The 26552-nt window shown below is 57.6% G+C and carries 29 protein-coding genes; 16 read left to right on the top strand and 13 right to left on the bottom strand.

Annotated elements, in window-relative coordinates; genetic code table 11:
- Positions 1-14: 14 nt before the first annotated feature.
- Entirely contained in the window at positions 15-761 is a 747-nt protein-coding gene (locus NQE15_RS11300; protein ID WP_416336520.1) for an NAD(+)--dinitrogen-reductase ADP-D-ribosyltransferase, read from the bottom strand.
- A 360-nt stretch (positions 762-1121) separates the two neighbouring features.
- Here NQE15_RS11300 and nifH point away from each other — a divergent pair, with 360 nt between their 5' ends.
- The 9 genes from nifH to NQE15_RS11255 all read left to right on the top strand — a co-directional run bounded on the left by nifH (position 1122) and on the right by NQE15_RS11255 (position 8572).
- Positions 1122-2015, top strand: a complete 894-nt coding sequence (gene nifH / locus NQE15_RS11295; protein ID WP_265949807.1) for a nitrogenase iron protein — start codon at positions 1122-1124, stop codon at positions 2013-2015.
- 108 nt (positions 2016-2123) lie between these two features.
- Complete coding sequence (gene nifD, locus NQE15_RS11290; protein ID WP_265949806.1) at positions 2124-3596, top strand: nitrogenase molybdenum-iron protein alpha chain; 1473 nt, start codon at positions 2124-2126, stop codon at positions 3594-3596.
- Between the two features lie 66 nt (positions 3597-3662).
- Positions 3663-5231 (top strand): nitrogenase molybdenum-iron protein subunit beta, encoded by a 1569-nt coding sequence (gene nifK, locus NQE15_RS11285; protein WP_265949805.1) that lies wholly within the window; start codon positions 3663-3665, stop codon positions 5229-5231.
- Between the two features lie 65 nt (positions 5232-5296).
- Positions 5297-5524, top strand: a complete 228-nt coding sequence (nifT, locus tag NQE15_RS11280; RefSeq protein WP_265949804.1) for a putative nitrogen fixation protein NifT — start codon at positions 5297-5299, stop codon at positions 5522-5524.
- Between the two features lie 59 nt (positions 5525-5583).
- Positions 5584-5775 carry a 4Fe-4S binding protein gene (locus NQE15_RS11275; protein ID WP_265949803.1) on the top strand — a complete coding sequence of 64 codons (192 nt, stop codon included), beginning with the start codon at positions 5584-5586 and terminating at the stop codon, positions 5773-5775.
- Positions 5776-5859: 84 nt separating this feature from the next.
- Positions 5860-6588, top strand: a complete 729-nt coding sequence (locus tag NQE15_RS11270) for a dinitrogenase iron-molybdenum cofactor N-terminal domain-containing protein (RefSeq protein WP_265949802.1) — start codon at positions 5860-5862, stop codon at positions 6586-6588.
- Positions 6585-6845, top strand: a complete 261-nt coding sequence (locus tag NQE15_RS11265; RefSeq protein WP_265949801.1) for a DUF6129 family protein — start codon at positions 6585-6587, stop codon at positions 6843-6845. Before NQE15_RS11270 ends, NQE15_RS11265 begins: the two co-directional genes overlap by 4 nt.
- Positions 6838-7587 carry a 4Fe4S-binding leucine-rich repeat protein gene (locus NQE15_RS11260; protein ID WP_265949800.1) on the top strand — a complete coding sequence of 250 codons (750 nt, stop codon included), beginning with the start codon at positions 6838-6840 and terminating at the stop codon, positions 7585-7587. Before NQE15_RS11265 ends, NQE15_RS11260 begins: the two co-directional genes overlap by 8 nt.
- Before the next feature lie 16 nt (positions 7588-7603).
- Positions 7604-8572 (top strand): hypothetical protein, encoded by a 969-nt coding sequence (locus NQE15_RS11255; RefSeq protein WP_265949799.1) that lies wholly within the window; start codon positions 7604-7606, stop codon positions 8570-8572.
- A gap of 36 nt (positions 8573-8608) precedes the next feature.
- Here NQE15_RS11255 and NQE15_RS11250 read toward each other — a convergent pair whose 3' ends face one another.
- The 3 genes from NQE15_RS11250 to NQE15_RS11240 are packed head-to-tail and all read right to left on the bottom strand — an operon-like array spanning position 8609 to position 11778.
- The gene (locus NQE15_RS11250; protein WP_265949798.1) at positions 8609-9370 is read right to left on the bottom strand and encodes an alpha/beta fold hydrolase; all 762 of its coding nucleotides are present in this window, start codon (positions 9368-9370) and stop codon (positions 8609-8611) included.
- Positions 9367-10221, bottom strand: coding sequence for an alpha/beta fold hydrolase (locus NQE15_RS11245; protein ID WP_265949797.1), 855 nt, complete (start codon positions 10219-10221; stop codon positions 9367-9369). The genes NQE15_RS11250 and NQE15_RS11245 overlap by 4 nt, the downstream gene beginning before the upstream one ends.
- Before the next feature lie 21 nt (positions 10222-10242).
- Positions 10243-11778, bottom strand: a complete 1536-nt coding sequence (locus NQE15_RS11240; protein WP_416336519.1) for a DNA internalization-related competence protein ComEC/Rec2 — start codon at positions 11776-11778, stop codon at positions 10243-10245.
- Positions 11779-12012: 234 nt separating this feature from the next.
- On the opposite strand from NQE15_RS11240, the gene NQE15_RS11235 reads away from it, so the two are divergent.
- From NQE15_RS11235 to NQE15_RS11215, 5 genes are all read left to right on the top strand, one after another.
- Positions 12013-12570: a hypothetical protein gene (locus NQE15_RS11235; RefSeq protein WP_265949796.1), complete on the top strand. Its 558-nt coding sequence runs from the start codon at positions 12013-12015 to the stop codon at positions 12568-12570.
- A 33-nt stretch (positions 12571-12603) separates the two neighbouring features.
- Entirely contained in the window at positions 12604-12978 is a 375-nt protein-coding gene (locus NQE15_RS11230) for a hypothetical protein (protein ID WP_265949795.1), read from the top strand.
- Between the two features lie 292 nt (positions 12979-13270).
- Complete coding sequence (locus NQE15_RS11225) at positions 13271-13816, top strand: HEPN domain-containing protein (protein ID WP_265949794.1); 546 nt, start codon at positions 13271-13273, stop codon at positions 13814-13816.
- A complete protein-coding gene (locus NQE15_RS11220; protein ID WP_265949793.1) occupies positions 13806-14948 on the top strand; it encodes an XRE family transcriptional regulator in 1143 nt (380 codons plus the stop codon). The genes NQE15_RS11225 and NQE15_RS11220 overlap by 11 nt, the downstream gene beginning before the upstream one ends.
- 109 nt (positions 14949-15057) lie before the next feature.
- Entirely contained in the window at positions 15058-15519 is a 462-nt protein-coding gene (locus NQE15_RS11215; protein ID WP_265949792.1) for a hypothetical protein, read from the top strand.
- Between the two features lie 143 nt (positions 15520-15662).
- Here the strand turns inward: NQE15_RS11215 and tnpC are convergent, their stop codons facing one another.
- The 3 genes from tnpC to NQE15_RS11200 form a co-directional block, all read right to left on the bottom strand.
- Positions 15663-17171, bottom strand: coding sequence for an IS66 family transposase (tnpC, locus tag NQE15_RS11210; protein WP_265950075.1), 1509 nt, complete (start codon positions 17169-17171; stop codon positions 15663-15665).
- 62 nt (positions 17172-17233) lie between these two features.
- Positions 17234-17617 (bottom strand): IS66 family insertion sequence element accessory protein TnpB, encoded by a 384-nt coding sequence (gene tnpB / locus NQE15_RS11205; RefSeq protein WP_265942632.1) that lies wholly within the window; start codon positions 17615-17617, stop codon positions 17234-17236.
- Entirely contained in the window at positions 17560-17934 is a 375-nt protein-coding gene (locus NQE15_RS11200) for a transposase (RefSeq protein WP_265942633.1), read from the bottom strand. Before NQE15_RS11200 ends, tnpB begins: the two co-directional genes overlap by 58 nt.
- A 63-nt stretch (positions 17935-17997) precedes the next feature.
- Between NQE15_RS11200 and NQE15_RS11195 the strand changes: the two genes are divergently transcribed.
- Positions 17998-19068: a hypothetical protein gene (locus tag NQE15_RS11195; RefSeq protein WP_265949791.1), complete on the top strand. Its 1071-nt coding sequence runs from the start codon at positions 17998-18000 to the stop codon at positions 19066-19068.
- A gap of 127 nt (positions 19069-19195) precedes the next feature.
- On the opposite strand, the gene NQE15_RS11190 is transcribed toward NQE15_RS11195, so the two are convergent.
- From NQE15_RS11190 to NQE15_RS11170, 5 genes are all read right to left on the bottom strand, one after another.
- Complete coding sequence (locus tag NQE15_RS11190; RefSeq protein ID WP_265949790.1) at positions 19196-20611, bottom strand: DNA primase family protein; 1416 nt, start codon at positions 20609-20611, stop codon at positions 19196-19198.
- Positions 20612-20622: 11 nt separating this feature from the next.
- Positions 20623-23301 carry a DNA polymerase gene (locus NQE15_RS11185; RefSeq protein ID WP_265949789.1) on the bottom strand — a complete coding sequence of 893 codons (2679 nt, stop codon included), beginning with the start codon at positions 23299-23301 and terminating at the stop codon, positions 20623-20625.
- Positions 23302-23374: 73 nt separating this feature from the next.
- The gene (locus NQE15_RS11180; protein WP_265949788.1) at positions 23375-23608 is read right to left on the bottom strand and encodes a hypothetical protein; all 234 of its coding nucleotides are present in this window, start codon (positions 23606-23608) and stop codon (positions 23375-23377) included.
- Position 23609: 1 nt separating this feature from the next.
- Positions 23610-24278 carry an NADAR family protein gene (locus NQE15_RS11175; RefSeq protein WP_265949787.1) on the bottom strand — a complete coding sequence of 223 codons (669 nt, stop codon included), beginning with the start codon at positions 24276-24278 and terminating at the stop codon, positions 23610-23612.
- Positions 24279-24373: 95 nt separating this feature from the next.
- Positions 24374-25162: a DUF5131 family protein gene (locus NQE15_RS11170; protein WP_265949786.1), complete on the bottom strand. Its 789-nt coding sequence runs from the start codon at positions 25160-25162 to the stop codon at positions 24374-24376.
- A 354-nt stretch (positions 25163-25516) separates the two neighbouring features.
- On the opposite strand from NQE15_RS11170, the gene NQE15_RS11165 reads away from it, so the two are divergent.
- On the top strand, positions 25517-26137 hold the full coding sequence (locus NQE15_RS11165; protein WP_265949785.1) for a hypothetical protein: 621 nt from the start codon (positions 25517-25519) through the stop codon (positions 26135-26137).
- Positions 26138-26205: 68 nt separating this feature from the next.
- On the opposite strand, the gene NQE15_RS11160 is transcribed toward NQE15_RS11165, so the two are convergent.
- Positions 26206-26472, bottom strand: a complete 267-nt coding sequence (locus tag NQE15_RS11160; RefSeq protein ID WP_265949784.1) for a hypothetical protein — start codon at positions 26470-26472, stop codon at positions 26206-26208.
- Positions 26473-26552: the final 80 nt, after the last annotated feature.

Raw genomic sequence — 26552 nt, 5'->3', positions numbered from 1 at the left:
CAAATGCACTCTCGTCAGATAGTCGACAATGTGACGTCGACGACGCCGCCGATCACCAGAAACTCGTCCTCGCCCTGCAGGATGCCGGGCAGCAGTCGGCAGTGGAAGAAGATCTTGGTCAGCGGGATTTCTGCGGCAAGAATGTAATCGCCGAATTCGCAGGCCCGGTCGCGGCTGCAGGTGAATGAACTGAGATTGTTGAGCAGGATAACCTGGCGGCCGCCCTTGCCCTTGGCCAGGACCTCATGCTCGGCGACACGATTGAGCCCGCGGTAGAGCGTGACATGGCGTGCGCCGCCGTGGCGCAGTGCCAGTTCGCGCTGGCAGAAGGCATAGACCAGATCGAACTGGGCTTCCAGCGCATTGGTGCCGTACAGTCCCTGCGAGCGCATTTCCTGATAACGGCGGTAGGCCTCGCCCGCCGGATCGCGCAGCGACTGCCCGTGGTAACGCGGCATCAGGCCGAAACGGGATTCGACCCAGCCCTTGAGGACGGCGCCTTCGCGGCTGTCTGAATCGAAACTCCAGCCGCGGATCATCCTGACGTAATTGGCCTTGGCGCGACAATTCGCCTGGCCGGTGTAGCCCATTTCCTCCGGCCATTCGAGCTGGAAATGCACGGTCATGTAGTCGCGAAAGACGTCGCCGCGGGCCTCCGGGGCCGCCAGCGCCAGGCGCCGGAAAAGATCGGCATGCAACTCGGCGACGCCGTCGATCAGCAAGGGACTGGGATGCTGCTGGTAGGTCAGCCCGCCGAGCACGACGGCCGGCAGGTTGCAGCGATTGATCGGGAGTCGCGCGTCCCTGGGCAGCGAGGGCGCTTTGTGAGTTTCCCCGGCCTGAAGCCCGTGGCTGCCTCGCAACGAGTCAGAGAGGAGACTGTCGTCTCCTGAGTGCAGTTTTGTCGCGCTTGGGCTCGACGCGTTGTCGTCACCCCTACAAAGCGTAAGGGAATTGTCGGATGTCTCCACACCAACCGACATCGGCTGTTTTTCTATTTTCATTTTGTATTCAGTTACTTACCGTCTGTCAGTCGACCTGGCACGCTACGTGCAGAAGGGATGGTGCGACTCATCAATGATTCCTTCGCAAATCGACTGACAGATCAAGGAGATTACACCATGGCAAAACTGCGTCAATGCGCCATCTACGGCAAAGGCGGTATCGGCAAGTCCACCACCACCCAGAATCTGGTGGCGGCGCTGGCTGAATCCGGCAAGAAAGTAATGATTGTGGGTTGCGACCCCAAGGCCGACTCGACCCGCCTCATCCTGCACTCCAAGGCTCAAACCACCGTCATGCACCTGGCTGCCGAAGCCGGTTCCGTGGAAGACCTTGAACTCGAAGACGTCATGTCCGTCGGTTTCGGCGGCATCAAGTGCGTCGAATCCGGTGGCCCGGAACCCGGCGTTGGCTGTGCCGGCCGCGGCGTGATCACCGCCATCAACTTCCTGGAAGAAGAAGGCGCTTACGACGACGAACTCGATTTCGTGTTCTACGACGTGCTCGGTGACGTGGTTTGCGGTGGCTTCGCCATGCCGATTCGCGAAAACAAGGCCCAGGAAATCTACATCGTTTGCTCCGGCGAAATGATGGCCATGTACGCTGCCAACAACATTGCCAAGGGTATCGTGAAGTACGCGAACTCCGGCTCCGTCCGTCTGGCCGGCCTGATTTGCAACTCCCGCAACACCGACCGCGAAGACGAACTGATCATGGCTCTGGCTGCTCGCCTGGGCACCACCATGATCCACTTCGTGCCGCGCCACAACGTTGTGCAGCACGCTGAAATCCGCCGCATGACCTGCGTTGAATACGATCCGACTCACAAGCAGTCCGACGAATACCGCGCCCTGGCCAACAAGATCAACAACAACACCAACTTCGTCATCCCGACCCCGATCGAGATGGAAGAGCTGGAAACGTTGCTGATGGAGTTCGGCATCATGGAAGCGGAAGACGAAACCATCGTCGGCAAGACCGCCGCCGAACTGGCTGCCGAAAAGGCCGCCTGATAGCAGTCAAGGTTCGTCGCTCCGGCGACGAACCGGTACCAGCCAGTATTCAACCAACTGTTGGCGTCGTGCACAAATAGTTGTCGGCGCAACGAAAGGAGTTTCACCATGGCAGCGCTCACCCGCGAAGAAACAGCAAGCCTCATTGCTGAGGTACTTGAGGTTTATCCCGAGAAGGCCAAGAAGGACCGTGCCAAGCACTTGATGATCAACGACAAGGAACTCGAGTCGTCGAAGAAGTGCATTACTTCCAACCGCAAGTCCCTGCCGGGCGTCATGACCATGCGTGGTTGTGCCTACGCCGGCTCCAAGGGTGTGGTCTGGGGTCCGATCAAGGACATCATCTCCATCTCCCACGGCCCGATTGGTTGCGGTCAGTATGCCCGCGCCGGTCGTCGTAACTACTACGTCGGCACCACCGGCGTCGATGCCTTCTGCGAAATGAACTTCACCTCGGACTTCCAGGAGAAGGACATCGTTTTCGGCGGCGACAAGAAACTGGCCAAGCTGATCGACGAAATCGAAATGCTGTTCCCGCTGAACAAGGGTATCTCCGTTCAGTCCGAGTGCCCGATCGGCCTCATCGGTGACGACATCGAAGCGGTTTCCAAGAAGGCTGCTGCCCAGATCAACAAGCCGGTCGTCCCGGTGCGTTGCGAAGGCTTCCGCGGTGTTTCCCAGTCCCTGGGCCACCACATCGCCAACGACTCCGTCCGCGACTGGATCATCTCCAACCGTGACGGTCAGGCTTTCGAAACCACCCCGTACGACGTCGCCATCCTTGGTGACTACAACATCGGTGGTGACGCCTGGGCCTCCCGCATCCTCCTCGAGGAAATGGGTCTGCGCGTGGTTGCCCAGTGGTCCGGCGACGGCACCCTGGCCGAAATGGAAAACACCCCGAAGGTCAAGCTCAACCTGCTGCACTGCTACCGCTCGATGAACTACATCTCCCGCCACATGGAAGAGAAGTACGGGATTCCATGGCTCGAGTACAACTTCTTCGGCCCGACCAAGATCAAGGAATCGCTGCGTAAGATCGCTTCCTTCTTCGACGACAACATCAAGGCTGGCGCCGAGCGCGTCATCGAGAAGTACACGCCGATGATGGATGCCGTGATCGCCAAGTACCGTCCGCGCCTCGAAGGCAAGAAGGTCATGTTGTACGTCGGCGGCCTGCGTCCGCGTCACGTGGTTGGCGCTTACGAAGATCTGGGCATGGAAGTGGTCGGTACCGGCTACGAATTTGCCCACAACGATGACTACGATCGCACGATCAAGGACATGGGCGACGCCACCCTGATTTACGACGACGTCACTGGCTACGAGTTCGAAGAATTCGTCAAGGCCATGAAGCCCGATCTGATCGGTTCCGGCATCAAGGAAAAGTATGTCTTCCACAAGATGGGCATTCCTTTCCGCCAGCTGCACTCCTGGGACTACTCGGGCCCATACCACGGTTGTGACGGTTTCGCCATTTTCGCCAAGGACATGGACCTGACCCTCAACAATCCGTGCTGGAACCTGATGAAGACGCCCTGGCAGAAGGATGCTTCGGACGCCGAAAAGAAGGCTGCCTGATTCCGCAGTTATCGTAAAACTTACGCCCGTATCCACAAATAGCTGGTGCGGGCGAAGGAGATCAAGATGCAAACCGTAGACAAAATCAAGCCGTGTTTCCCGCTGTTCCGCGATGACGACTACAAAGCCACCATCTCGAACAAGCGTGCCCAGTTCGAAGAAGGTCACAGCGCCGACAAGGTCGCCGAGACTTTCGCCTGGACGACCACCCAGGAATATCAGGACCTCAACTTCAAGCGCGAAGCCCTGACCATCAACCCGGCCAAGGCCTGCCAGCCGCTCGGCTCCGCCCTGTGCTCCCTGGGTTTTGCCAAGACCCTGGTCTATATCCACGGCTCGCAAGGCTGTATCGCCTACTTCCGTACCTACTTCAACCGTCACTTCAAGGAGCCGATCGCCATCATCGCCGACTCGATGACGGAAGATGCCGCCGTGTTCGGTGGTCAGAAGAACGTGCATGAAGGTCTGGCCAACGCCACCAAGCTCTACGGCGCAGAAATGATCGCGATGTCGACGACCTGTATCGCCGAAGTTATCGGTGATGACTTGAACGCCTTCATCGGCAACGCCCGCAAGGAAGGCAACCTGGACAAGGATTTCCCGGTTCCCTTCGCGCACACCCCGTCTTTCGTCGGCTCCCACGTCACTGGCTGGGACAACATGGAAGAAGGCATCCTCAAGTACTTCACGCTGAACCACATGGAAGGCAAGGTCGTCGGCTCCAACGGCAAGATCAACTTCGTGCCCGGCTTCGAGACCTACCTCGGCAACTTCCGCATTATCAAGCGCTACATGAAGGAAATGGGCGTCGATTACACGATGCTCTCCGATCCGGAAGAGATCCTCGACACCCCGGCTGACGGCGAATTCCGCATGTACGCCGGCGGCACGACGATCGACGAAGTCAAGGATGCTCCGAACGCCATCACGACCTTCCTGATCCAGCCGATGCAGTTGGACAAGACCAAGAAGTTCGTCGAAGGCACCTGGAACCATGAAGTGCCGAAGCTCAACATCCCGATGGGTGTCGAATGGACCGACGAATTCCTGATGAAGGTTTCCGAAGTCACCGGCAAGCCGATCCCGACCTCGATCTCCCTGGAGCGCGGCCGTCTGCTCGACATGATGACCGACTCCCACGCCTGGCTGCACGGCAAGAAGATGGCGCTCTACGGTGATCCGGACTTCGTCATGGGCATGACCAAGCTGCTGATGGAATTCGGTATCGAACCGACCCACATCGTCAGCAACAACGGCTCCAAGAAGTGGGCCAAGGCCATGGAAAAACTGCTGGCCACCTCGCCCTACGGCGCCGGTGCCAAGGTCTATCCGGGCGCCGACCTCTGGCACCTGCGTAGCCTGTGCTTCACCGACAAGCCGGATTTCCTGATCGGCAACAGCTACGGCAAGTACATCCAGCGCGACACCGTGCATAAGGGACCGGAATTCGAAGTGCCGCTGATCCGCATCGGCTTCCCAATCTTCGACCGTCACCACCTGCATCGCATGACCACGCTGGGCTACGAAGGCGCCATGTACATCCTGACCACCCTGACCAACACGGTTCTGGAAAAGCTCGACGACCAGACCCGCGGCATGGGTACGACGGACTACAACCACGACCTGGTTCGGTAATTAGCTGGAAAAAGGAACAGGGCGGGAGCGATCCCGCCCTTCTCCGCGCCCATTAAGGAAGTCAAATGGCCAACATCATGATTCGTCAGAACGCTGCCGGTGGGCTGGTGTTTTATTTGCCGAAGCGCGATCTGGAAGCCGCCATCGATTCCATCGAATTCGATACCCCGGAGAAATGGGGTGGCGAACTGAAACTGGAAAACGGTGGCAGCTACTACGTCGACCCCATCGCCAAACCGCCCCGCCTGCCGATCTCGGTGCGAGCCAGGCGACTGGGCGCCGCAGAAGACTGATTTGACCCCGGCGCCCAGCGAGCTTTCGCTGGTCGTCACTGTTTCCGAGGAGAAACATCATGGCAATGTATATCGATCCCGACATGTGTACCGCCTGCGACGATTGCCGGCCGATCTGCCCGACCAAGGCGATCAGCAAGGGCAAGGTGTTCTTTACCATCGACGCCGGCAAGTGCACGGAATGCGAGGGCGAGAACGACTCGCCGATGTGCGTGAACGTCTGTCCGTCCGGCTGCATCTCGCCGGCCTGATCGCCCGAGAGTCCGGAACCGAGTGCCTGGCGCGGCTTAGCTGTGCCGGACACTCCCCTCCAGACCCTCACATGGAGCACCATCATGTCCGCAACCCCCATCGCCTCCCGCGAAGCCGCCCTCCGTATCGCCCTGGCAGCCCGTGCCCTTGACGGCCTGGACGTCCGTGCCCTGGTCGGTGCTCTGGCCGACAAGTTCGACTTGCCGATCACCGAATCCAAGCTCGCCTCGATCACCGTCGAGGACCTGCGCAGCATTCTGGCCGGCGGTCACGCCGAAGAAAACTGCGTGGTCGGCGTCAGCGGCGATGCGCTCAAGGAAGCCGTCCGCTTCCTGTGGGGCGAAAACATCGAAGGCAGCGACCTGCCGGCCATCGACAGCTACACCGACGGTGAAATGCCGGGCTCGATCCGAGTCGCCATCGCCAACAACAAGGGCGAAAACCTGGACGGCCATTTCGGCTCCTGCGAACGCTTCCTGATCTATCAGGTTTCATCGACCGCGATCAAGCTGGTCGCCGTTCGCTCCGGCCTCGATGCCGATGCCGCCGAGGACAAGAACAAGGCGCGCGCCGAAGTCATCGCCGACTGCGACCTGGTGTTCATCCAGTCGATCGGTGGCCCGGCGGCGGCCAAGGTCGTCCGCGCCGGCGTCCATCCGCTGAAGAAGCCGAAGGGCGGCCCGGTCCGCGACATTCTGGCCGAGCTGCAAGGCGCGCTACAGAGCCCGCCGCCCTGGCTGGCCCGCATCATGGGCCTGCCCGCCGCTTCGCTGGCCAAGTACGAAGTCGAAGAGGAGGAAGAGGAAGCATGATCACGCCGAAAATCGTCGCCCAGGTTGCCGAAGCCGCCAGCCTGAATCCGGCTGCCACCTTCCTGCGCACCCGCTTTCCCGACATTCACTTCAGCGAGTGCTCGGCCAACGACATCAATCCCCGGTTCCAGCCCGTCCTCGAAATCGAGCAGTACGAGCTCTACCTGATTTCGGGCAGTACCGGTCATTGCCTGGAGCTAACCATGGAGTACGACGGCGCCACGGGAATCATCGTCGCCGCCAAGGATGATGAATGAACAGCCGGCCCTCGGCGTCGGCCGCTATGGCCTGTGCGCCGGCTGCTCCTACGCGGCAAGCCACCTGAACAGCGGGCGCTGCAAGCCGGGGGACAGTTGCGTGCGCGCCCACAGCGGGCGGCAGATCGACCGCTTTTTTCGCGCTAACCGCGATCAGGCCGAACATTTCCTCGCCGACCTGTTCTGGGAGCGCCGCGCCATCGCCGCCCGCTATGCGCCGGTCGAGCTGATCGGCGACCTGACCAGCGACAGCGACGAGATCGTCCGCCGGGTCGTGGTCGACCGCATTCCGGCCGACGAGCTGGTCAAGATGGCGGGCGATCCCGACCGTGAAGTCCGGCTCGGCGTCGTCGCCCGCATTCCCGAGGAACATCTGCACCGCCTGCTGCACGATCCGGATTACCTGATCCGTGCCACCGTCGCCCGCCGCCTGCCGCACGGCCAGCTCGCCAAGATGGCTAAGGATGCCGAGCGCGAAGTCCGCAAGGTCGTCGCCGCCCGCCTGCCGCCTTTTGCCCTCGATATGCTGGCCAACGATCCAGAACCGGAAGTCCGGGCCATCGTCGCCGAACGCGCCCTGCCCGGCCTCGCCGCCGAACTGCTCGGCGACAGCGAATGGTGGGTGCGCCTGGCTGCCGTCGGCAATGCTCCGCTCGAATTTCTATCCCCGCTGACCGGCGACCCCGAGGTCGAAGTCCGCGAAGCGGCTCTGGCCCGCCTGACTGAAGAAAACGCCATTTGATAACGAGGAACACCCGATGAAACAAACCCTGGCCTGGACGGAATATTGCAAATCGCTCGCCCCCGCCATTGTCGAAACCTGCGCCAAGGTGCCGGTCAGCAGCGGCCCGGGCGCCCTCGTCAAGGCGCTCGGCCAGGCGCTGCCCGACTGGAAGTTTCGCCATGCCCTGGGCCGCGGTGGCTGGTATCGCCTGGGCGGCATCGTCGATGGCAACGGCCAGCGCATTTCCGACAATCTCGAAAGCTGGGTCGAGGCCGCGCTGGACGAACGTGACGGCGACTTCGCCCAGCTGGTCGACGACTTTGCCGGACAGAACCTTTACGCCACCCGCCTGGTCGGCCAGACACACTACCTGGTGGCCTCGGCCGGCGAGGCGAACGACGACTTCCTGCAACTGGAAATCGAGGATCTGCAGGAGATGCGGGCGCACCGGCTATTCGCCAACGACCCGACAACCCTGGAGGAACTGGTCGATCCGCGGGGCGGTAACGATTTGCCACAGGCGCTCGACCTGCCCTTCTATACCTTCCGCCGCATCCAGCACATCGGCGCCTTCCTCAAGCGCATGCTGGCGCAGAAGCCGGAACCGGCCGGTGTGCACCGCATGGTCGAGGACTGGGAGACGAGCAGCGCCGGCGCCACCAGCACCTACTACAACCACTGGGTGATCGCCACCCGCGAGCATCTCGACCGTTATCACCAGACCGTCTTCCGCGCCCAGCCGATCGCCACACTGGCCGGCGCAGCCCCGGAATTCGCGGCGGCTCCGGGCACCAGCGGTCTCGATCTGTACGGCGTGCTGTGCCATTTCGATCGTGAAGCGGGCTACCCGATGGCCTGGTATTTCCACATGCTGACCACCAAGGCGGTGCCGCACTGGGTGGCCCAGACGGTCGTCGAGGACGCGCTGGCCGGCTTCGCCTACCTGCCGCAACGCGACGTCGATGTCGTGCGCGGCTGGCTGCATCGGCCGTATTCGATTTAACGCAGGGTCGCTGGCGGCCAGGCGCCAGCCACCGGTTCAGAGCTGGCGAATGAAAGCCTCGAGGGCTGCCAGCACGGCGGCTTCCTGATCGCGCTGCGGGCTGTGACCACAGTGCGGCAGCTTGAGCAGCGTCGCCCCCGGCACTCGCTCGGCGATGACCTCGATCTGGCGCATCGTCGCGTACTCGTCATCCTCACCCTGGATGGCGAGCACCGGACAGCGGATATTCGCCAGACAAGCCTCGATATTCCAGTTGCGGAAGTCCGGCGACAGCCAGGTATCGTTCCAGTCGCTGAAGACGCGGGCGGTCTGTTCGTGATGGTAGCGTGCCATCTTCTTCGCGAGGTCGGTCGTCTCCCAGGCCGTGCGGGCGGCGCGGATGCCGGCCAGCGTGACCTCCTCGACGAATTCATGGGGCGCCATCACCGCGATGCCGCGCGGCACCTCGGGAAAAGCCGCAGCGAACAGCAGCGCGATACTGCCGCCATCGCTGTGACCAATCAGCACCGGATGCTCAATGCTCAGAGCGGCGAGCAGAGCCGGCAAAGCGGCCTCGGCCTCGCGGTGCATGTAGCGCAGCGTGCGCGCCTCCGGGTAAGGCTGCGAGCCACCATAACCGGCCCGCGACCAGGTAACGACCTGGCAACCGGTCGCCGCCGCGAGCTTGGCTGGAAAATCCCGCCACATGGCGACGCAGCCCAGTCCTTCATGGAGCAGGAGCAGGGTCGGACGTCCCTCGTTGGTCGCCGGAATGTCGCGATATTCGAGCCGAAGGTCGTCGATTACGATGTGTTTCATGCCTTCAGCAGGAAATCCCGGGCGATTGAAATCTGGTCGTCGCTGAGGAACATCGGCGCGTGACCGACCCCGGGGATTTCGGCCAGTTCGGCATGGGGGCCGCGCAAGCCCATCTGCTGCCAGGTGTCGCGGGTCAGCAGGTCTGATTCGGCACCGCGCAGAACCAGCGTCGGGCAGCGGATCAGCTCGTAGATCGGCCACAGATCAATGTCCTGGTCGACAAAGGTAGCCTTGAACGGGGTAGCGATCTGAGGATCGTAAAGAAAGCCCCAGCGCCCGTCGGCACGCTGAGCGACACTGTTCTCGGTCAGGTGCCACCACTGCGCCTCGCTCAGGTTGCCGAACGGCGCACTGATCAGCTTGATGTAGGCCAGCACATCGGCGAAGGACGGCCAGACCGGATCGGCGCCGACGTAGGTGGCGATCCGGTGCAGGGCTTCGACCGTGATCACCGGCCCGACGTCATTGAGCAGCAGTTTGCCGACCGGCGTCCCTTCCTGGCTGGCCAGCGCCATACCGATCAGGCCACCCATCGAGGTACCGATCCAATCGACGCGCTCGACGCCGAGACGGGCGATCAGCGTCACCATGTCGGCCACGTACTGCGGAATCTCGTAGCCGGCCGGGTCGCGCAGACGACTGCTCTTGCCGCGGCCGACGACATCGGGGCAAATCACCCGGTAATGGCCAGACATCGCCTCGGCCAGCGTGTCGAAATCGCGACCGTTGCGGGTCAGGCCATGGACGCAGATCAGTACCCGCGGATTGTGCCGATCACCCCACTCGGTATAGGCCATGCGGTGTAGCCCGGAGCGGCTGATGCATTGCACGTGCTCTTGCTTGAACTTCATGCCCTCTCCTTCACGCATACGTCATTCCCCCTGCCAGTAGCGCCGATACTGTGCCCGCCAGCCGGAAAGCGCAAGTCCACCGACCGCCAGCCTGATCTCGACCGCCCCGTCGCGGTCGGTTCGCCACAGCGGAATTTCCCGGGCGGCATAGCGCTCGAGCACCTCGCTCTTGGGGTGCCCGAAACGGTTGCGATAGCCCACCGGAATCACCGCCGAGGCGGGCGCCACGGCATCCAGAAAGGCTGGAGTCGACGAGGTCCGCGAGCCGTGGTGCGGCACCAGCAGGACATCCGCCGCCAGTTGCCCGGGATAGCGCGCAAGCAGGGCCGCCTCGTCGGCGGCTTCGATATCTGAAGTCAGCAGCATGCGTTTATCGCCGGCCGTCACGCGCAAGACGCAGGAGTGGTGGTTGGTTTTCTGACGGGCGGTCGCCTGCTCCGCCACCGGATGCAAAACCTCGAACAGTACGCCGTCCCAATTCCAGCCCTGCCCGGCCAGGCAAGGCTCGCCGGGAATTTCCGGCACCGAGGAGCGGATCGCATCGACCGTCAGTGCCGACTGGACCGAAGCGCTACCGCCGGCATGGTCGCTATCGCGATGCGTCACCATCAGCAGATCAACCCGGTTGATTCCCAGGCGACGCAGGTAAGGCACCACGACGCGCTGCCCGGCATCCGATTCGGCGCTATAGAGCGGCCCCGGGTCATAGATCAGCGTATGGTCGCGGGTCCGCACCACGCTGGCCAGGCCCTGCCCGACATCGAGGACGGTGATCCAGGCTTCGCCCGGGGCGGGTCGGTCGACCGGCCAAAACAGCGCCGGCGCCAGCAGGAACAGCCCGATGGCGCGCCCTGGCATGCCGCGCGGCAACAGGCAGAGCGCCACCCCGAGGCCGGCAGCGACCGCTGCCCACAACGGCGGTGCCGGCGCCTGCCAGACCGGCCAGGTGGCACACCAGTCGAGGAACAACATGAGCCAATCCATGGCCAGATGGGCGACGGCGGCGATCGGCCACCACGGAACGAGTGCCCCAAGCAGCGCCAGCGGCGTGACGATAAAACTAATCACCGGAATCGCCACGGCATTGGCCAGCGGTGAGACCAGCGAAAATTGCTGGAAAACCAGCAGCAACACCGGCAACGAGGCCAGCGTCGCCGCCCACTGAACGCCGCCCCAGGCGCCCAGGCGCTCGCGCCAACCCCGCCCCCGGCCGATCTTGGCCGAGCCGACGTAGAGCAAGGCACCGACCGCGCCGAACGACAACCAGAAGCCGGCTGCCAGCACCGCCCACGGATCGATCAGCAGGACCACCAGCAGGCCGAGCAGCAAGGTCCGGCTGGGCGCGACGATCCGCCCCGAAAGCATGGCCAGCGCGGCAACCATCAGCATGTAGAGGGTGCGCTGGGCGGGCACGGCAAAGCCGGCCAGCAAGGCATAGAGCATGGCGGCAGTACACGCCGCCAGCAGACCGGCCTTCTGTGCCGGTAGCGCAAGGGCCAGGCGGGGCACCCGGCGCCAGCCAAAGCTGACCAGCCAGCCAAAGAGCGCCGCCACCATCGTCACGTGCAGCCCGGAAATCGAGATTTATTATCTATTAAAACGTTAATTCACTTTCAGCAAACCGATACCAGTCACTATTGCTTTTATCAGCCAACGCGATACACATCGTTACCAATCGTTACACGCTAATGTTATTGCATGATCTCTGATCGTTATGTATCATTTAATCCATTCGAGTGTAGCAACCGACTTTCTAACAGTTCTTGCTCAGAATATTTACTGGAGAAAAAAATGGATCACATGAAGAAAAAAGCATCCGCAGTCATGGTTATGACGGCAAGAGGTCCTGAACGGATAGTGCGCGAGGGTGGCAGCCAAGCGTGGGTGCTCAATCCAGCCAACGCCCGGAAGCATGAATTCCTGGTCACGGTTCAGAACCAGCACAACGGCAAATGGGGTGGAGCCACAGAGCCGCATGGCACTGCCTTTTTGATCGGCCGGATCAGCGAAGTCGTACCTACTACCGAAGAAGGATCACAGGGTCGATACTCGATCCGAATCAGCGAATACGCGAAAATAAATATTCCATATGGATGGAAGGGACGAAATCCCGTTCGGTACACAACGCTCGACGAACTTGACATTGATCCTGAACAACTTCAGTTTCAGCCGATGCCGACGGTGGTAGCAGAGCCAGAAGTGGTGATGGAGGAAGATCCAGTGGAGAGCACCAACGCGCCGGACGCACCCGCCAAACAGAGATTTCTAACAATTCCAGAAGCTAAAGCAGGCTTGGCAGCGACCCTTGGAGTAAGTATCGACAAGATCGAAATCACCATCAAGGCGTGACGACGCCACTTCCAAGTTAGACGGAGAATTTTTATGCTCTATGCAATTGAACGCAGTCACTATATCTACGACATCCCATACGAAGTAGATTTCAAACGCTGGCGCAGCCGCCTTTCTAACGCTGAATACGAGGCAATCGTTGCAGAACTGAATCAGCGCATCGAAGGAGCCGAAATTCACACCTCTAGTTGGATACCAGGCAATGATTGGTCAGGGACTGTATACGACCCCATTTACCAGAAGGCGTGCGACCAAAGTGCAACTGAAGCTGGAAAGTGTTTTGGCCTATTTCTCTGGGTCGTGCTTCAGCAGCACCCTTTCGTCTGGGCATTTGGACGATATGAAAAGAATGGCATACCAATTCATGGCCTAACCTACTTTAAGCTTGGCAACCCACCCAAACCTTGATTTTCAACCCTACCGAACAGTTTACGGCAGGAAACCCTGCCACGCTTTTACCCCATAGTTTGGAAAAGTCCGCCAACGATTAGCGGGCATAAAATCACTACGCAGCGACTGTTCAGCACTCGCAACAGACCCCCGCAGCACTTATATGATCATCTGTCGGCGCGCGTTTAAATTTGACCATCTGTTCGCGTTCAATTTTGACCATGGGTAATAGCCACCAGACATAGATTGGCTTGTGGATACCCAACGGTCATCTGTTAGGATCGCGTCATCTACCTGAAAACCTATAGCCATGTCCGACGCAAGCGACGTATTCACACAGTCAATCTGTGACGCAGAAAACCTTCTCGCTCATTTCAACGCACTGAATACGCAACCCCCACCACCAGAAACAGAGGTGTTAAAACGTGCTGGATTGATCATGGCGATGACAGCATGGGAGACATATGTCGAGGATCGTGTGATGGAAGCGGCTACCGCTCGGCTTCAAGGTTTGCACGACAGCTCGATCGGCAACTTCGTCAAAGGCAAGTTAAACGACGAAATCAAACGCCTGCACAACCCGACTTCTGACAAGACCATCCAGCTTTTCCGTGACTACGCCAACGTCGATCTAACCGATAAATGGTGCTGGAACAACTTCGACCCCAAAACAGTTCGAGAACGCCTGAACCAGTACATGAAGCTACGGGGCGACGTAGTACATCGATCAAGGACGATCACCGCAGGCTCTCCGACAGCGCACCCGGTAACCAAAGAAGACCTGCAAAAAGTCATTCGATTCCTTAAAGGGCTTGTAGATGCGACTGAGGCAGCGCTGGAGTATAATGTCCATTGACCTTAGCCTCTTAGGTAGCAAGTTCGGAAAATATCGAACTCAGTTGCAGGAATCCCTCCTAGATGTAGCAAGCTCGACAGGAATCGATGTCGCCCGTTTAGCGCAAATCGAAGGCGGCAAAGCTGAGCCAACTGGCGACGAGGTTTTGATCCTTGCAGATCATTATCGTTGCGACTTCAAGTTCTTCATCTCTAACGAACAGGTTGCGCCCTTCGAACAGATCGAAACGCTATACCGTGCGCACGGCTCCGATTTCTCCAAAGCGGATCGACGAGCTGTTCAGGACTTTCTCTATCTCTGCGAAACCGAGGACTTCTTGATGCGGGAGTTGGATCGTGCGCCAGGTTCTTTCGCATTCCTCCCTTCTGGCAAGTATTTTAAAGGGCACGCTGAAGGAGCAGCGATTCGACTACGATCAGCAATGGGCCATGCGGACAACGCTGTCCCCCGTGATGTATATGCTGAATTCCGAAGTGTGGGAGTACACGTTTTTCGGCGCAAGCTGGGCAACTCAAACATCTCAGGGCTGCTCATTGCACACCCGGTTGCTGGTAATTGCGCCTTAGTAAACTACAGCGAGGACATCTACCGCCAGCGGTTCAGTGCGGCTCACGAAATGGCCCACGCCATCTTTGATGCCGATCAAGGAGCATCCGTTAGCTTTGATCAACCTGAGGGTGCTGATCTTGTCGAGGTCCGCGCAAACCGATTCGCCTCCTGCTACCTAATGCCTCCGGCGTTTCTGTCTAAGCTTCCCGACCCACATGGGTGGAGCGATTCCGATGCAATAACCTGGGCCAACAAGCTGAGGGTAAACTGCTCAGCGTTGGCCATCGCGTTGCGAGAAGCGAAGTTGGTCAATCAAGCCACCTACGCCCGAATCTCCCGACTCCGAGTCCCTCGGGAGGACAAGGTTGATCCAGAACTCCCTCAATCGCTGAATATAGCGCAGCGTAAACGCAAGGAGGAGTTGCTGGAGCGTGGCCTGTCAGATCACTATGTAGCGCTCTGCTTTGAGGCTCACAGCTCCGGCGTGATCAGTCAAGGCCGGCTGGCCGAAGCACTACTGTGTAGCCAAGTTGAATTACTTGAGCTAGCAACCCTTTATGGCCGTAAGCTAAATGGCCATTGATCCGTCAAAGTTCCACCCGGTAAACGTCGCTGATACCTGCTCGGTATGGAACATCCTTTCATCGCCTCGGCTAAACGCTGCAACCAAAGAGGCACGATGCGACTTTTGCATGACCAGCTTCGTACAATACGAATGCCTAATCAAACCTCGAACAACGATTCTGCCAAGCGAGCAAATCCTAATAGAGCGCCTTCGAGCCGAGCAGCAGCGTGGCGCCTTCAGAGCCCATTCGTGCAGCATTGATGACCTTCAAGCCATCGAGATACTGGAAAAACGCAATAAATTGGGCAAAGGGGAGCTTTCATCGATTGCATTCGCCATGAAAATCCACCAGGGGTTCATCACCGACGACATGAAGGCCTGGAGGTTGGCTAAGGACGCTGGCCATCCATACTCACAGACGACCCCGCATCTCTTCTCCTGGCTCATTTTCACCGGCAGGCTGGGTGATAGCGACAAAGACATCGTCATTTCACAGCATGTGGAAGCGGGACGGCACATCGCTCAGCACCTGCAGACGGCCTATGAAATGGCCCTTCAATGTAGGCTCAACTCCACGGTTCGAGCCTAAGAAAATAAATGGGCAACTCTCGTCGCCCCCAAAGCCCAGAATACGTCGCCTTGAAATTCCGGCCTGACGATGACGATCCTGAAGGCATAGAGAGAACTATCGTTCTCCCGCCTAAATTTCCGTAAGCGCCCGGCGAACTCAGGTCAGTCGGTGATTTGAGGTTGCCAGCGGTGCGGCAGCAGGTCGCCGACGCGGCTTGCCGGTTGGGTCGGCAGGCGGGTCAGGACATCCTTCAGGTAAGCCAAAGGCTCGTGACCATTGAGCTTGGCGGATTGGATCAGGCTCATGATCGCGGCGGCGCGTTTGCCGGCGCGCAAGCTGCCGGCAAATAACCAGTTCTTGCGGCCGAGCGCGATCGGCCGGATCTGATTCTCGATCCAGTTGTTATCGATCGGCACCTGGCCATCCGTTAGGTAATGCGTCAGCGCCACCCAGCGTTTCAGGCTGTAGTCGATCGCCCTGGCGGTCCCCGAGCCATTGGGTACCACCTGTCGTTGCCGGGTCAACCAGGCATGCAATTCATCGGCAATCGGTCGGGCTTTCGCCTCCCGAATTCGTCGTCGCTCATCGATGTCGAATCCGGCAGCTTCCTGCTCGACCCCATAGAGTTTGCCGAAACAATCCAGTGCCTCGCCGGCGATCAGGCTCTGCTTCTGGCTGTGTAGCTCGAAGAACTTGCGCCGGGCATGCGCCATGCAGCCGGCTTCAGTCAACCCATTGGCCAGCAGTGCCTTGTAGCCTGAGTAATCATCGCAAATCAGTGTGCCGCGCCAGTCACCCAGGAATTCCTGGGCGTGCCTGCCGGCACGGCTTTCAGCAAAGTCATAGATCACCGCCTTGGTCGGCTCGAAGGCGCCGATGCTGTAGGACCAGAGGTAGGCTCGATGCGTCTTGCCAGCCCCCGGATCAAGCATGGCCACCGGCGTTTCATCGGCATGCAGCACCCGATGCCCGAGCATCTCATCCTTCAGGGCATCGACCAGGGGCTGGAGTGCCACACCGCATTTCCCTACCCACTGGGCGAGTGTCGATTGCGGAATGGCCAGTCCGGCCCGACCGAAGATCGCTTCCTGACGATAGAGCGGCAGATGGTCGAGGTATTTGGCAACCAGCACCTGCGCGAGCAAGCCGGTCGTCGGAATACCCTTGTCGATAACGTGCGCCGGAACAGGCGCCTGGATCAGCGTTTCGCACTGCCCGCAGACCCACTTGCCACGAATGTGGCGCTCGACGCTGAAGACGCCTGGCGTGTAATCGAGCTTCTCGGCCACATCCTCGCCGATGCGCTTCATCGTGCAGCCGCAAGGGCAGACCGTGGATTCAGGCTCATGATGAATGTCGGCACGCGGCAGACTCGCCGGCAGCGGCTGGCGTTTGGCCTGGCCTTTCGCCTTCGGTGGCGTCGGCGACAGTTGTGCGAGTTCTTCTTCCATCGCCGCCAGATCGGCATCGATGGTTTCCTCGAATAGTTGCGCCTGCTCGACCGGCCAGTGCTCGGTCTTGACCCCGAAGCGCCAGCGCTTGTGCATCGCCAGTTCATGCGTGAGTTTGTCGATCTTGGCTTGGCGCCAGTCCAACTCGCGGTCTTTCTCGACCAGCAGGCGACGCAGTTCGTCAGCGCTGAGTTGGTCGAGGTGGGTTGGCAAGGACATGGCCGGCATGATGCCGTCCGCCGCCCGATCTGACCATCGTGGACTTCCCCAATGGTGGACCGTCAAACAATCCGGATCACACCGCCGTCAGCCAGTCGTTCCCATGGCAGACCGAGGACGAGTGCATCAAACTGCGGCCGGCTGAGCTCGACGCTGCTGTTGCCGTGCCGCCAGCAGAATCGCCCCTGATTGAGCCGACGGTTCGCTAGCCAGATACCGTATCCATCATGGACCAGCACTTTCATCCGGTTGGCTCGGCGATTGGCAAACAGATAGGCATGGTGGGGTCGGGCTTCGCCAAACATCGAGACGACCCGGGCCAGGATCGTCTCGGTCCCCGCCCGCATATCCAGCGGCGTGGTCGATAACCACAGGGCATCGACCCGAATCACCGTAGCCAATCTCGCAACCAGGCGGCGCAATCGCTCGCCGCCTGTCCAGGCCATTCAATCTTCACCGCCGTGTTGCCACGCCGAACTTCGATCCGAATGTCGGGGATGCTTGAGACGATGGGTGGCATCGGTACCGGCACAAAGGCGGGTTCTGTGCCGCGCGCCGGTGAAATCGACCGTGCCGGCAGGCTGCGGCTCGGTGGCTCAATGCCCCGTTCCCGCATCCAGCGACGGACCTGATTCGCATTGACGCTATTGGCCAACGCAATGCCGGCAACTGAAGCGCCGGCCTCACAACAGGCAGCAATCACTGCCTGCTTGAACTCCTCGGGGTGAGTCCGCCTGCGGCGGCTCGGCTTCTTAACTTCCATCGATCGTGTCCACCATCTTTTTTAGTGGACACTATCTTCACGGTCTAAGCCGTCAATTCACAGATGAGTTCGCCGGGCGCTTACAAATTTCCTTACATGGAGCTATGTGCCCTCGGTGAAATGCTGGAAACTGAAGGCGTGTTTGTCCCGGGCTACCAACCTCCTCCCGTGGGGCTGTGCCACCCCGATGCCTTTATCTTCGAGGCACAGGTCGAAAATATCCAGACCATACTTTTACCAGATCGGAACATAGCTTCTCGAATGGCCAAGATCGTGGCCGGTGCATCAATGGACGAGACGCTCCGGAAGATCGCAGCAATCAAGGCCTTCTGTCACTTCCTCGACATTCAGATTGACCCCTCAATCGCCTTCCATGAGCTGGCCCAGCTACAAGGCAACGATGCGGCAAACCTAGAGCTAGCCCGATTCCGGGACGCCGATAACGCCGATCCCTACCCATGGTTGGATCTGGCCTTTGGCGATCTAGATGCTCTGGACTCGACGGAACCCCAACACCCTCCAGAGTCGCACGATTTAGCGTTCCCGTTGCGCCGTTGGCGGCGCAACTACATTGCTGCCTTGAAGATTGCCGAGATCGAATTATCAAGCCAGCCCAACTTAGATCGGATGCTGGCGTTGCTGTCTTGGATGCGAGACGACTTCATAATCGCAGGGCCTGCAGCTTTGCTTGCCAGTATCTATTTCGCCCCAAATTCTCCGCCACGTAAGCGTCTTTTTAAGCAACTTTTTTCCCCCAACAGGCAACGAGCTGTCGACGGCGTACGAAATACGAGCTGGGATTTGACTCATTTAAGCGAGATGATCAGGAAGGTAAACGAACCGAACGGCAACCAGATTCGCCTCCTCTTCGCTAGTTTTGATAAAGGGCTACGCACCTTGGCCGGAATGCTGTTCCATGTTTCAGCCGAAGAGCTTTCCGAGGCGCTGTTGGTAAATGCGCTCGTACCTTGGTGGAACCGAGCCCACGCCGAACAGATCGCAAAGTCTTTGGTGGAGCTATTTGCTGACCTCAACGACGAAAACCGCAAGCAGCGACAAGCAAATTCACCAGTGTCAATCGATGAAATGATTCGACAAGGAGAACTGCGGCTACTGTCTATTCCCGGCCAGTGAATTACTTTGAAGCTGAACTAAGTGAGCGGAGCAACCGTCGTGTCGGCACAAAATACTCACACGGCTCTCCGGGATTGAATAAAAAAAAGCCCGCCTGTGAGATCAGGCGGGCTTTTCAATCGAGCGACTATGCAGCAAGCGGACTCGCATCATTTCGTGCCCCCTCAACGGGCCTCGGAGTGGCAAGATCAACCACACGGGCCGAACGCTTGATCGAGATTTCCTCCCCAGCAGGAGACATCTTCAAGCACCAGAAATCCTTGCCATTCGAGCGCGTCTTCTCGAACCCCATCTGCTTCAAGCGCTTCCCGAGGACGATGTTGTTGTCGGCCTTGACCCCATAGGCACTCGTCCAACTCGTGTAGAGCTTGTACAAGGCGGCGGGCTGCATGCCTTTCTCGGTGCAGCGTACCAGCGCCTCATCGGCAAACATCTTGATCTGATCGGAATCCTCCCGATACTGATCCGATGCAGCCTTGGACGAAGCCGGAACCACGAAATTCTTGCGTTCCCGAAGAGACTTCAGCCCACGGACAGCCATAGCGAAAATGCCGTCCAACTCTGCCGAAAGCTTGGCGGGCAGGTTCATATCCATCTCGTCAGCGGTGAAATTACGGTTGAACCTGATCATCACCAAGCGGCGGAAAAATGCATGGGTGACATCACGCAATTTCGGCAAGTGGTTCGTGGCGAGCATGATGCGCGTGGTAGGAATGAAGGCAAACGGGCGTTCGTACTTGCGCTCAGCCTCAACCATATCGCCGCTCACGATCTGCTTGAGTACACCGTCATCCATCACCGTGTTTTCGTTGATCTCAGAACTCACCAGCAACAGCTTCCCATCCAGTTCGGCCAAGGCGCGACGATTACAGAGGCGCTGGATCGGTGCGCTATAGACGTTCTCATGGCCGACCAACTCGGCCATCAGTTTCAGCAAAACCGACTTCCCGTTACCGCCATCCCCGACGCACACAACGAATTTCTCGAAGCTGGTATCAGGGATCAGGCAAAGTCCCATCCACTCACGCATGAACTGGATTTTCTGATCGCTGTCGTGATCATCACGAAACACATCAATCAGGAATTTCTCGAAGACCGGCGCTTGTGCATTCTCATCCCAATCAACTTTACGGCCTGAGCGGAGATGCATCGCGGGATCGTGTGGCACAAGCTGATACGTCGTCATGTCGAGCGCACCGTTCTTGAAACAGACGAAATTGTGGTTCGGCTTGAATTCGCTGCCTTTGACAACGCATGTCACCTTCAGCAAGGCATGAAGCTCGCGCACGAATTTGAATTCGACACCGGGACCGAAAAACTCGGTGATCAAACGCAGAATATCGGACTGCTCATCCAGATCAACCCAATGACCGCCCGAATACGCCAAGAAGCCGTTATGCAAATACACGAGGCCACCCGGATAGTACTTGCGGAGAAATTCCTTAACGCAGTCTGCCGCAGTCGCAGGTACCGGCCAGCCAGCAGCAGCGGTAGCTTCGGTGATGTTAGAGGTGGTGATAGCGACGGTTTGGTTGTTTTCCATGATTAACTCCCTTAGTTAGTTGCAATAAATTTTTCGATCTCGATGCTCGGGAACCCTTCCTCAAGCACCGCTTTCAGTTCCGTTGTACGAGGCGTCAAAGGCACTGCGTACTCGACAAATCGCGCTCGTTTGGCGTTTTTGATTTCATCTACCGTCGTCGGATAGCCACGTTCGGTCAGCCAAGTTGCCAACTCGGGATAGGCCATTGTTTTGGTCAATCCGCAGCGCTCTTGCGTGTAGGCACGCAAGAACAAGCGGCGGAACACATCCGTGATTCCGCCGCTTGTTGCTCGAACACCAAAACCCCGCCCACCAATTCCGATCAGGCGATCTCGTACCAATGCAAACAGGTAGTGATCCTCCCAATCGTGAAAATCCCCCTGGGTTTTCAGGCAGTGTTTCTCCCGCCATCCGTCGAAAACAGCTCTCGCCCGCTCGCACTCCGCCAAGTCATTCCACGGCACACTGGTGAGCGAAATGTGTTCCCCGTCAGCGACAGCGACTTCGTGCGGATCAACCAAGTGACGCTTGAAGTCGAACTCCAGATTCAGCGTCGTTTCTCGGGTGAGGCGCACTACGTCGGCGTCTTTCACCCACTGCTCGCGGAATGGCGTAAAAGGACGGGTCGTCGTCTTGTCTCCCGGACAACGATTCATAAAAAGCTGCACCATGAAATCGTTGTGCTGGTCAGGGTCGACATTTGGCGATACGCCAGCCTTCGCCAAAATGATCTGCTCGCTCTCGAACGGGATTGCCGTCACCTGACCACGGGTTTTCATGGCGATCAACTGACGCACGCGATGCTTGCGCTCAAGCATCTTGCTACCGGGAGCAATGCGTTCGCACAGGAGCTGAAAGCGCTGGGCCATCGGTCCATCCAAAGCCAATTCCGACTCATCGGCATCAGTGATGAAGCCGTCAGTCGTGGCGCTGATTACATTGCGATGCGGAGGGATTCCAGCGATTTGCTCGCTGAGAACAGCGCGAATCAAACCCGTCGTGTGTGCTGCGATTGCTGCATTCGTCAAAATGGAATGAGGCAATTCAACACTCTTCATGCCTTGGGAGTCGAAGACCGTCTTGCGTTTCAGGCCTTGCGCCGTCTTGCCGTACAAGCTGTTCCCGAGAAGCTTGGCGTACAGCTCATCGAGACTGCCTTTTACGAATGACTTCCGCAGCGAGCGAATATGCATGACGTAGGGCTCGAACAGCCGGTTATCACCCTCACACCAGGGGAAAATGACGCCGTGCAAGATGTGGATCTTGCAGCCGAGGTTCAGCGCCACCTCGATCTCGGGCGCCGTGCAATACGAAAGCCCCGTCAGCGGATAGACCAACCCGCCGTGAGAGTTCCGCACAGGCATCGAAGGAAACCGAGTCCCTTCGGGGAAGGCAAATCGCACATAGGCAAACCCAAGCACATGCCCGACAAAATCCTTCGGCTCACGAGAGAACAGGAAGTTGTCGTAGTCAATGTGGCGAAGATCGACCATACCTGTTGTATAGGCACCAGCCAGGTCGAAGTCGTTGAAGACACCGATGCTCGTCGGGCCAAAGGCATAGCACTCGTTTCGACCGCCGCTGTAGCAACTGGCAATGAATGGCTCATTGATCGCCCGCATCGGCGAAGGAGATTTCTCGCTCTTCGTTACAACCCGTTCCTTCGTCGAATTCCAGTAGGTGCTGGAACCCTCAGTTACGCCAAATGCCGCGTTGAAATCGACGCGGTTCCCATCAAGCGTCTCGCGGCTCTCATCAAACGTCTTCGTGAAGATGCGAACCGCCAGGCTGCTCGCTGTCGCAGGGAGAGACCGCTTCCCTGTATGCTTCTCCGCAAAATCGAGCAGTCGGAGATAAAACCGGACAGCGATTTCCGAGTCGCGGAGACCGTATTCTTCAAAGGCCTGCTTATTACCCTGCAGCAGCAAGTCCATCCGTTCCTTGAGATAGCCTTCTGGCAGGTCAAGCTTCGGCAAACCGAGCAAATCGCCAATCTGAGCCAACGAAGTACCCATCGCCACATGGCCGCCAACATCGACAAAGCGGACTTTCAAGGTGCGAAACACTCCATCACGATCCTTGGTCAAGTAGGTTTTGTTGCTCAGCAGACCAGCAACATCGTCCTCGTCCGGCTCCAAGGTGACAGAGGTTTTCACTGAGGCGACGCGGCCCCCGACGCTTTCCAGGGCTTGCTTGAACGAAACAAGATCACCAAACGCCTGCAAGTCGATTCGCAGGAAGAACCCGACCAGAACTACATGGTTCGGCCACTCAAGCACCACGCCCAGATCCATCGCCTCATGGATCAGCTGGAAAATGATCTTGCGAAAATGCGGACGCTGGCTCTTCTCGGGGCCGACCGGATAGACAACGCGTTGCAGCACGCCGCGTTCGCCCACCAGATAGAACTGGAGGCTCAGAATCGTGTTGTCGTTGTCCTTATCACCAGGTACAAACTCAGAGTCGAAGCCGATATAGACAGTCGGCCCGTGGCCCATCCGAGGCTTATCAGGAGCAGCGGCCAAATCAGCAGCTTGGTGCTGGGTGATTTGCTCGAGTCGCTTCAGCTCAGTCTCGATATCCTCTTCGGCCAAAGGATCGAAACAATCGGTGTAACAGTCTCGTATACATTCCCCTTCCGGTGACTCACACCAGGAATTCGAGACCAGATATTCAGTACTGTTTTCCATTTCATATCTCCAAAAAAAAACGAGGTAGTGGATCAACCACTACCCCGCACAAACCAGCCCTGTTGCGATCAAGCTATTCTTCGAGAAAACGCCAATCGGGGTCAGCCCCCGCCACTCCAGGCTGAGTTAGTCGAATTAGCGTTTGGCGAACTTGCTTCGCCTTTTCGATGTCAGCCACATCGATCCATGCAAGCATTCGTTGCTGGTCATCACGGCAAGAGACCCCTTTGCCGGGGTGAAGCATGATGGAAGTCACCAGTTGCATGCTGATGGCATTGCCGTTGGGGAGTACAGTGAGTTTTGCCATGTTAGTTACCTCCAATGGTTGAGCTAGGCAGTCGGTTGGTGTGCTTGGTACGGATTGCAGCTCGAAACTCGTCGAACGTCGTTTCGTCCCAAACACCGAACGGGAACTCTCCTACCGTTCTTCCGTTAAATCGAAGTTCCACACCAGCAGGAGGCGTGAGCTTCATCCGATGGCCCGCGCCAGCGCCTTCACGGAGCAGTTCATCGCGAAGATTGGTCAGTTGAACACCGAGGTGGTTGTGGCCCACAAGAATCTCGCCATCCGGAACACACCCCCAATAGGTGTCGTGTTTCGACGAGACTTCGACGATGTCTGCATTGCCAGTAGAAAGAAGCAGATCGCCAAACCGCTGAAAATTGCACTTCAGCTTGGCTCGCAAGCAGTAATCCATCACCGAGAGCTTGATTTCTTCCCAGTCAGGGCGAATGAGCGGACGATATTCCCGCCGTTTCGCAACCATCTTGGCTCCCATCGGGCTCGGCTTTTCAAGGATTTCCGACTGAATTTCCGGGTGGTTGGGAAACTTCAAAGCCTGATAAAGATGCTCACTGGTTCTGCACCGATTACCGTAGAGCGTAATCAGGTAGCCAGGAGCCATGTTAGACAGGCCACCGAAGGCTTCGCGGGTTGTCAGGAACGAGACGACCTCGTTTTTGTTGTACGTTTTCATGTTTTTCCCTTTCATAATGAAAAAGGGCCTTTCGGCCCCATACATCCAGTACGAACGAGGAAGAACTATTCCTCCTCGTCGAATCACGGATACTTTTATTTAACGAATCCAGCAGGGAATTCGTCCCAAGTCCGCCCGTCGAGCCTGCGAACAGGTGCTTTGTGGCTTGATCCAACCTGCTTGATGAAAAACGGCAGATTGTTCGACACAGCGAAATCTCGTACTTGGCGAGCCCAATCGAGATTCAAAGGACGGGCGCGCTCAGGGCCCGTTTCAGAGCCGAGCACCACCCAATCCACGTCTTCGTAGCCCGTGAGATCAATCGGCCCGAGCATCGGCTCGATCATTACGAAGCGATGGCCTTGGATGCGAAGCAGGTGCGGAAGGCGCTCATCGGCCAGTGCTTGGTTCTCCACCGAGACACCGCAACCGATATAGGACGGAACACCTTGCGGATAGCGTTGTTCCAGAAAATTCGCCATGCGCTCGGCTCGCTTCGTCCAGATGATGTATTTCGTGTTGTCGGTTGCACGACCGAACTTTGCGTGGCAGAAGTTTTTCGCTTCACGTTCACTTGCCACTTGATCAACCACATCGAGAACACGGTGGATGGTTACATCGGAGAACTTGTCCCAGAAGAGATCACCGTGCTGGACCACGCCGACGATGCCTTTCTTCGGACGCAATTTCGCGGGATCGAAGCGAGCCTCAAGTTCAGTCGGTTCGCCTTCAGTTACGGATTGGGGTAGGTTTCCGAGGCGAATTTGCCAGGGCATGATCCCGTCAAGCCACCAGCAATCGCGGCAGCCAGCGGAGTAACGCTGGCACCCAACAACGGGGTTCCAGTCGGAGGTGAGGAGGTCACCAGGGTTATGTTTAGCCATAAGAATCTCCAAATAAAAAAGGACCTTAGAAGGTCCTTTTGATTAACAAAATGAAATAGTTTTTTAATAACAGTGAGGTAACGACCGAATTACACGGCGAACGGGTTGGAGGTCCTTTGATTAGCGAATGGATTCTTATGTATCGTGTCCATTGATCGTCGATTCGGTATTGGGATACCTATCTCTGGGCCAACCGTTCCTAACTCACTGGGTTGCTATCCGAGGACTTGACTTTTGATTAACTCGGCGACTACATCCAACAACAGCTTGGATGCAACTTTATTGACCTTGACGACATAAGCATATTTGCAACATAATTAGTTTCAATTATTGTGTTGCAAAATATAGGGACTAATGGACAAGCACCGACTTCTATATGAGTGGGCAAAACGAACGGTCAAGGCCAGCAATTCAGGCGATTTGTCGTATCTGTTCACCAGCACAAATGTCCCTTTCGATCAGTGGATGAAAGAGAATGGGGAATACCTTGATGATCTGCACGACCACGACTGCGGGCTTTTTGTAGTCAACAACGAAGAAGATTTCAGTAGCTTTTTCGATCCAGATGACACCGAACGAAATCTATGCGTCATGGTCAATATGTGGGTGCCAAAGGATCAACTCATCAGGCAGTTCAGACAGCTATTGAAAGAACGCCATCCGGGTAAAGCAGGCAGGCCAAAATACGAGCTACTTTCCGATTTTGAGTGGTGTGAAATCTCTGGGAAGACAACGCTCGAGACTCTGGAATTGATGTTGAAGGTCTATGACCTGAGAGAAACGACAAGCCTACGGTTGTGGCAGATCGCCGAAAAGCTGAAGATGAATCCAAGCCAAGCCACCAAGAAAGCCGATATTCATAAAGAGCTTGTAGCTAAAAAATCGATCTTGAGTTCAACTGTTAGTCGCTATTTGCAATGGGCAGACAAGTTGATGAAGAACCTCGAAGACGGCCGGTTCCCGAAGTACAGATAATAAAAAGCCCACCTAAAGTGGGCTTCCTCATGTGAGTTTTCAGCCTTCCGAAAAGCTCCACGCCAAACTCAGTAGTCCTCAGCCAGCATCAGGGTTGTATAACTCCTGTCCCATTCCGTAATGACGTAGAACTTTGCGCTGTTGATGATGTAGCAGGAGAACACGCGCCCCTCCGTTTGAATGGCCAAGTTGTTAAGCGCTTGGTCAGCTTTGCACAGATCGCCATCGTCACCATTGGCATGGCGCTCGACGAGTTCGGTCAGATTGACCTCATTCTCTTGGGCATAGCTGAGACAGTTCCGCGTAACGACGACTTGACCCAATGAAAACAGCATGATTTTCCTCCTCAGACGATGGTTGATATCAAACCTCAGCGTCTAATGGATCGGCATGTTTCGAGCACCGAAATATTTTT

The organism is Dechloromonas sp. A34 (genome assembly GCF_026261605.1).
GTDB lineage: Bacteria > Pseudomonadota > Gammaproteobacteria > Burkholderiales > Rhodocyclaceae > Azonexus.
Note: the sequence above shows the minus strand (reverse complement) of the source record. Positions and strands in the feature narration are given on the sequence as shown.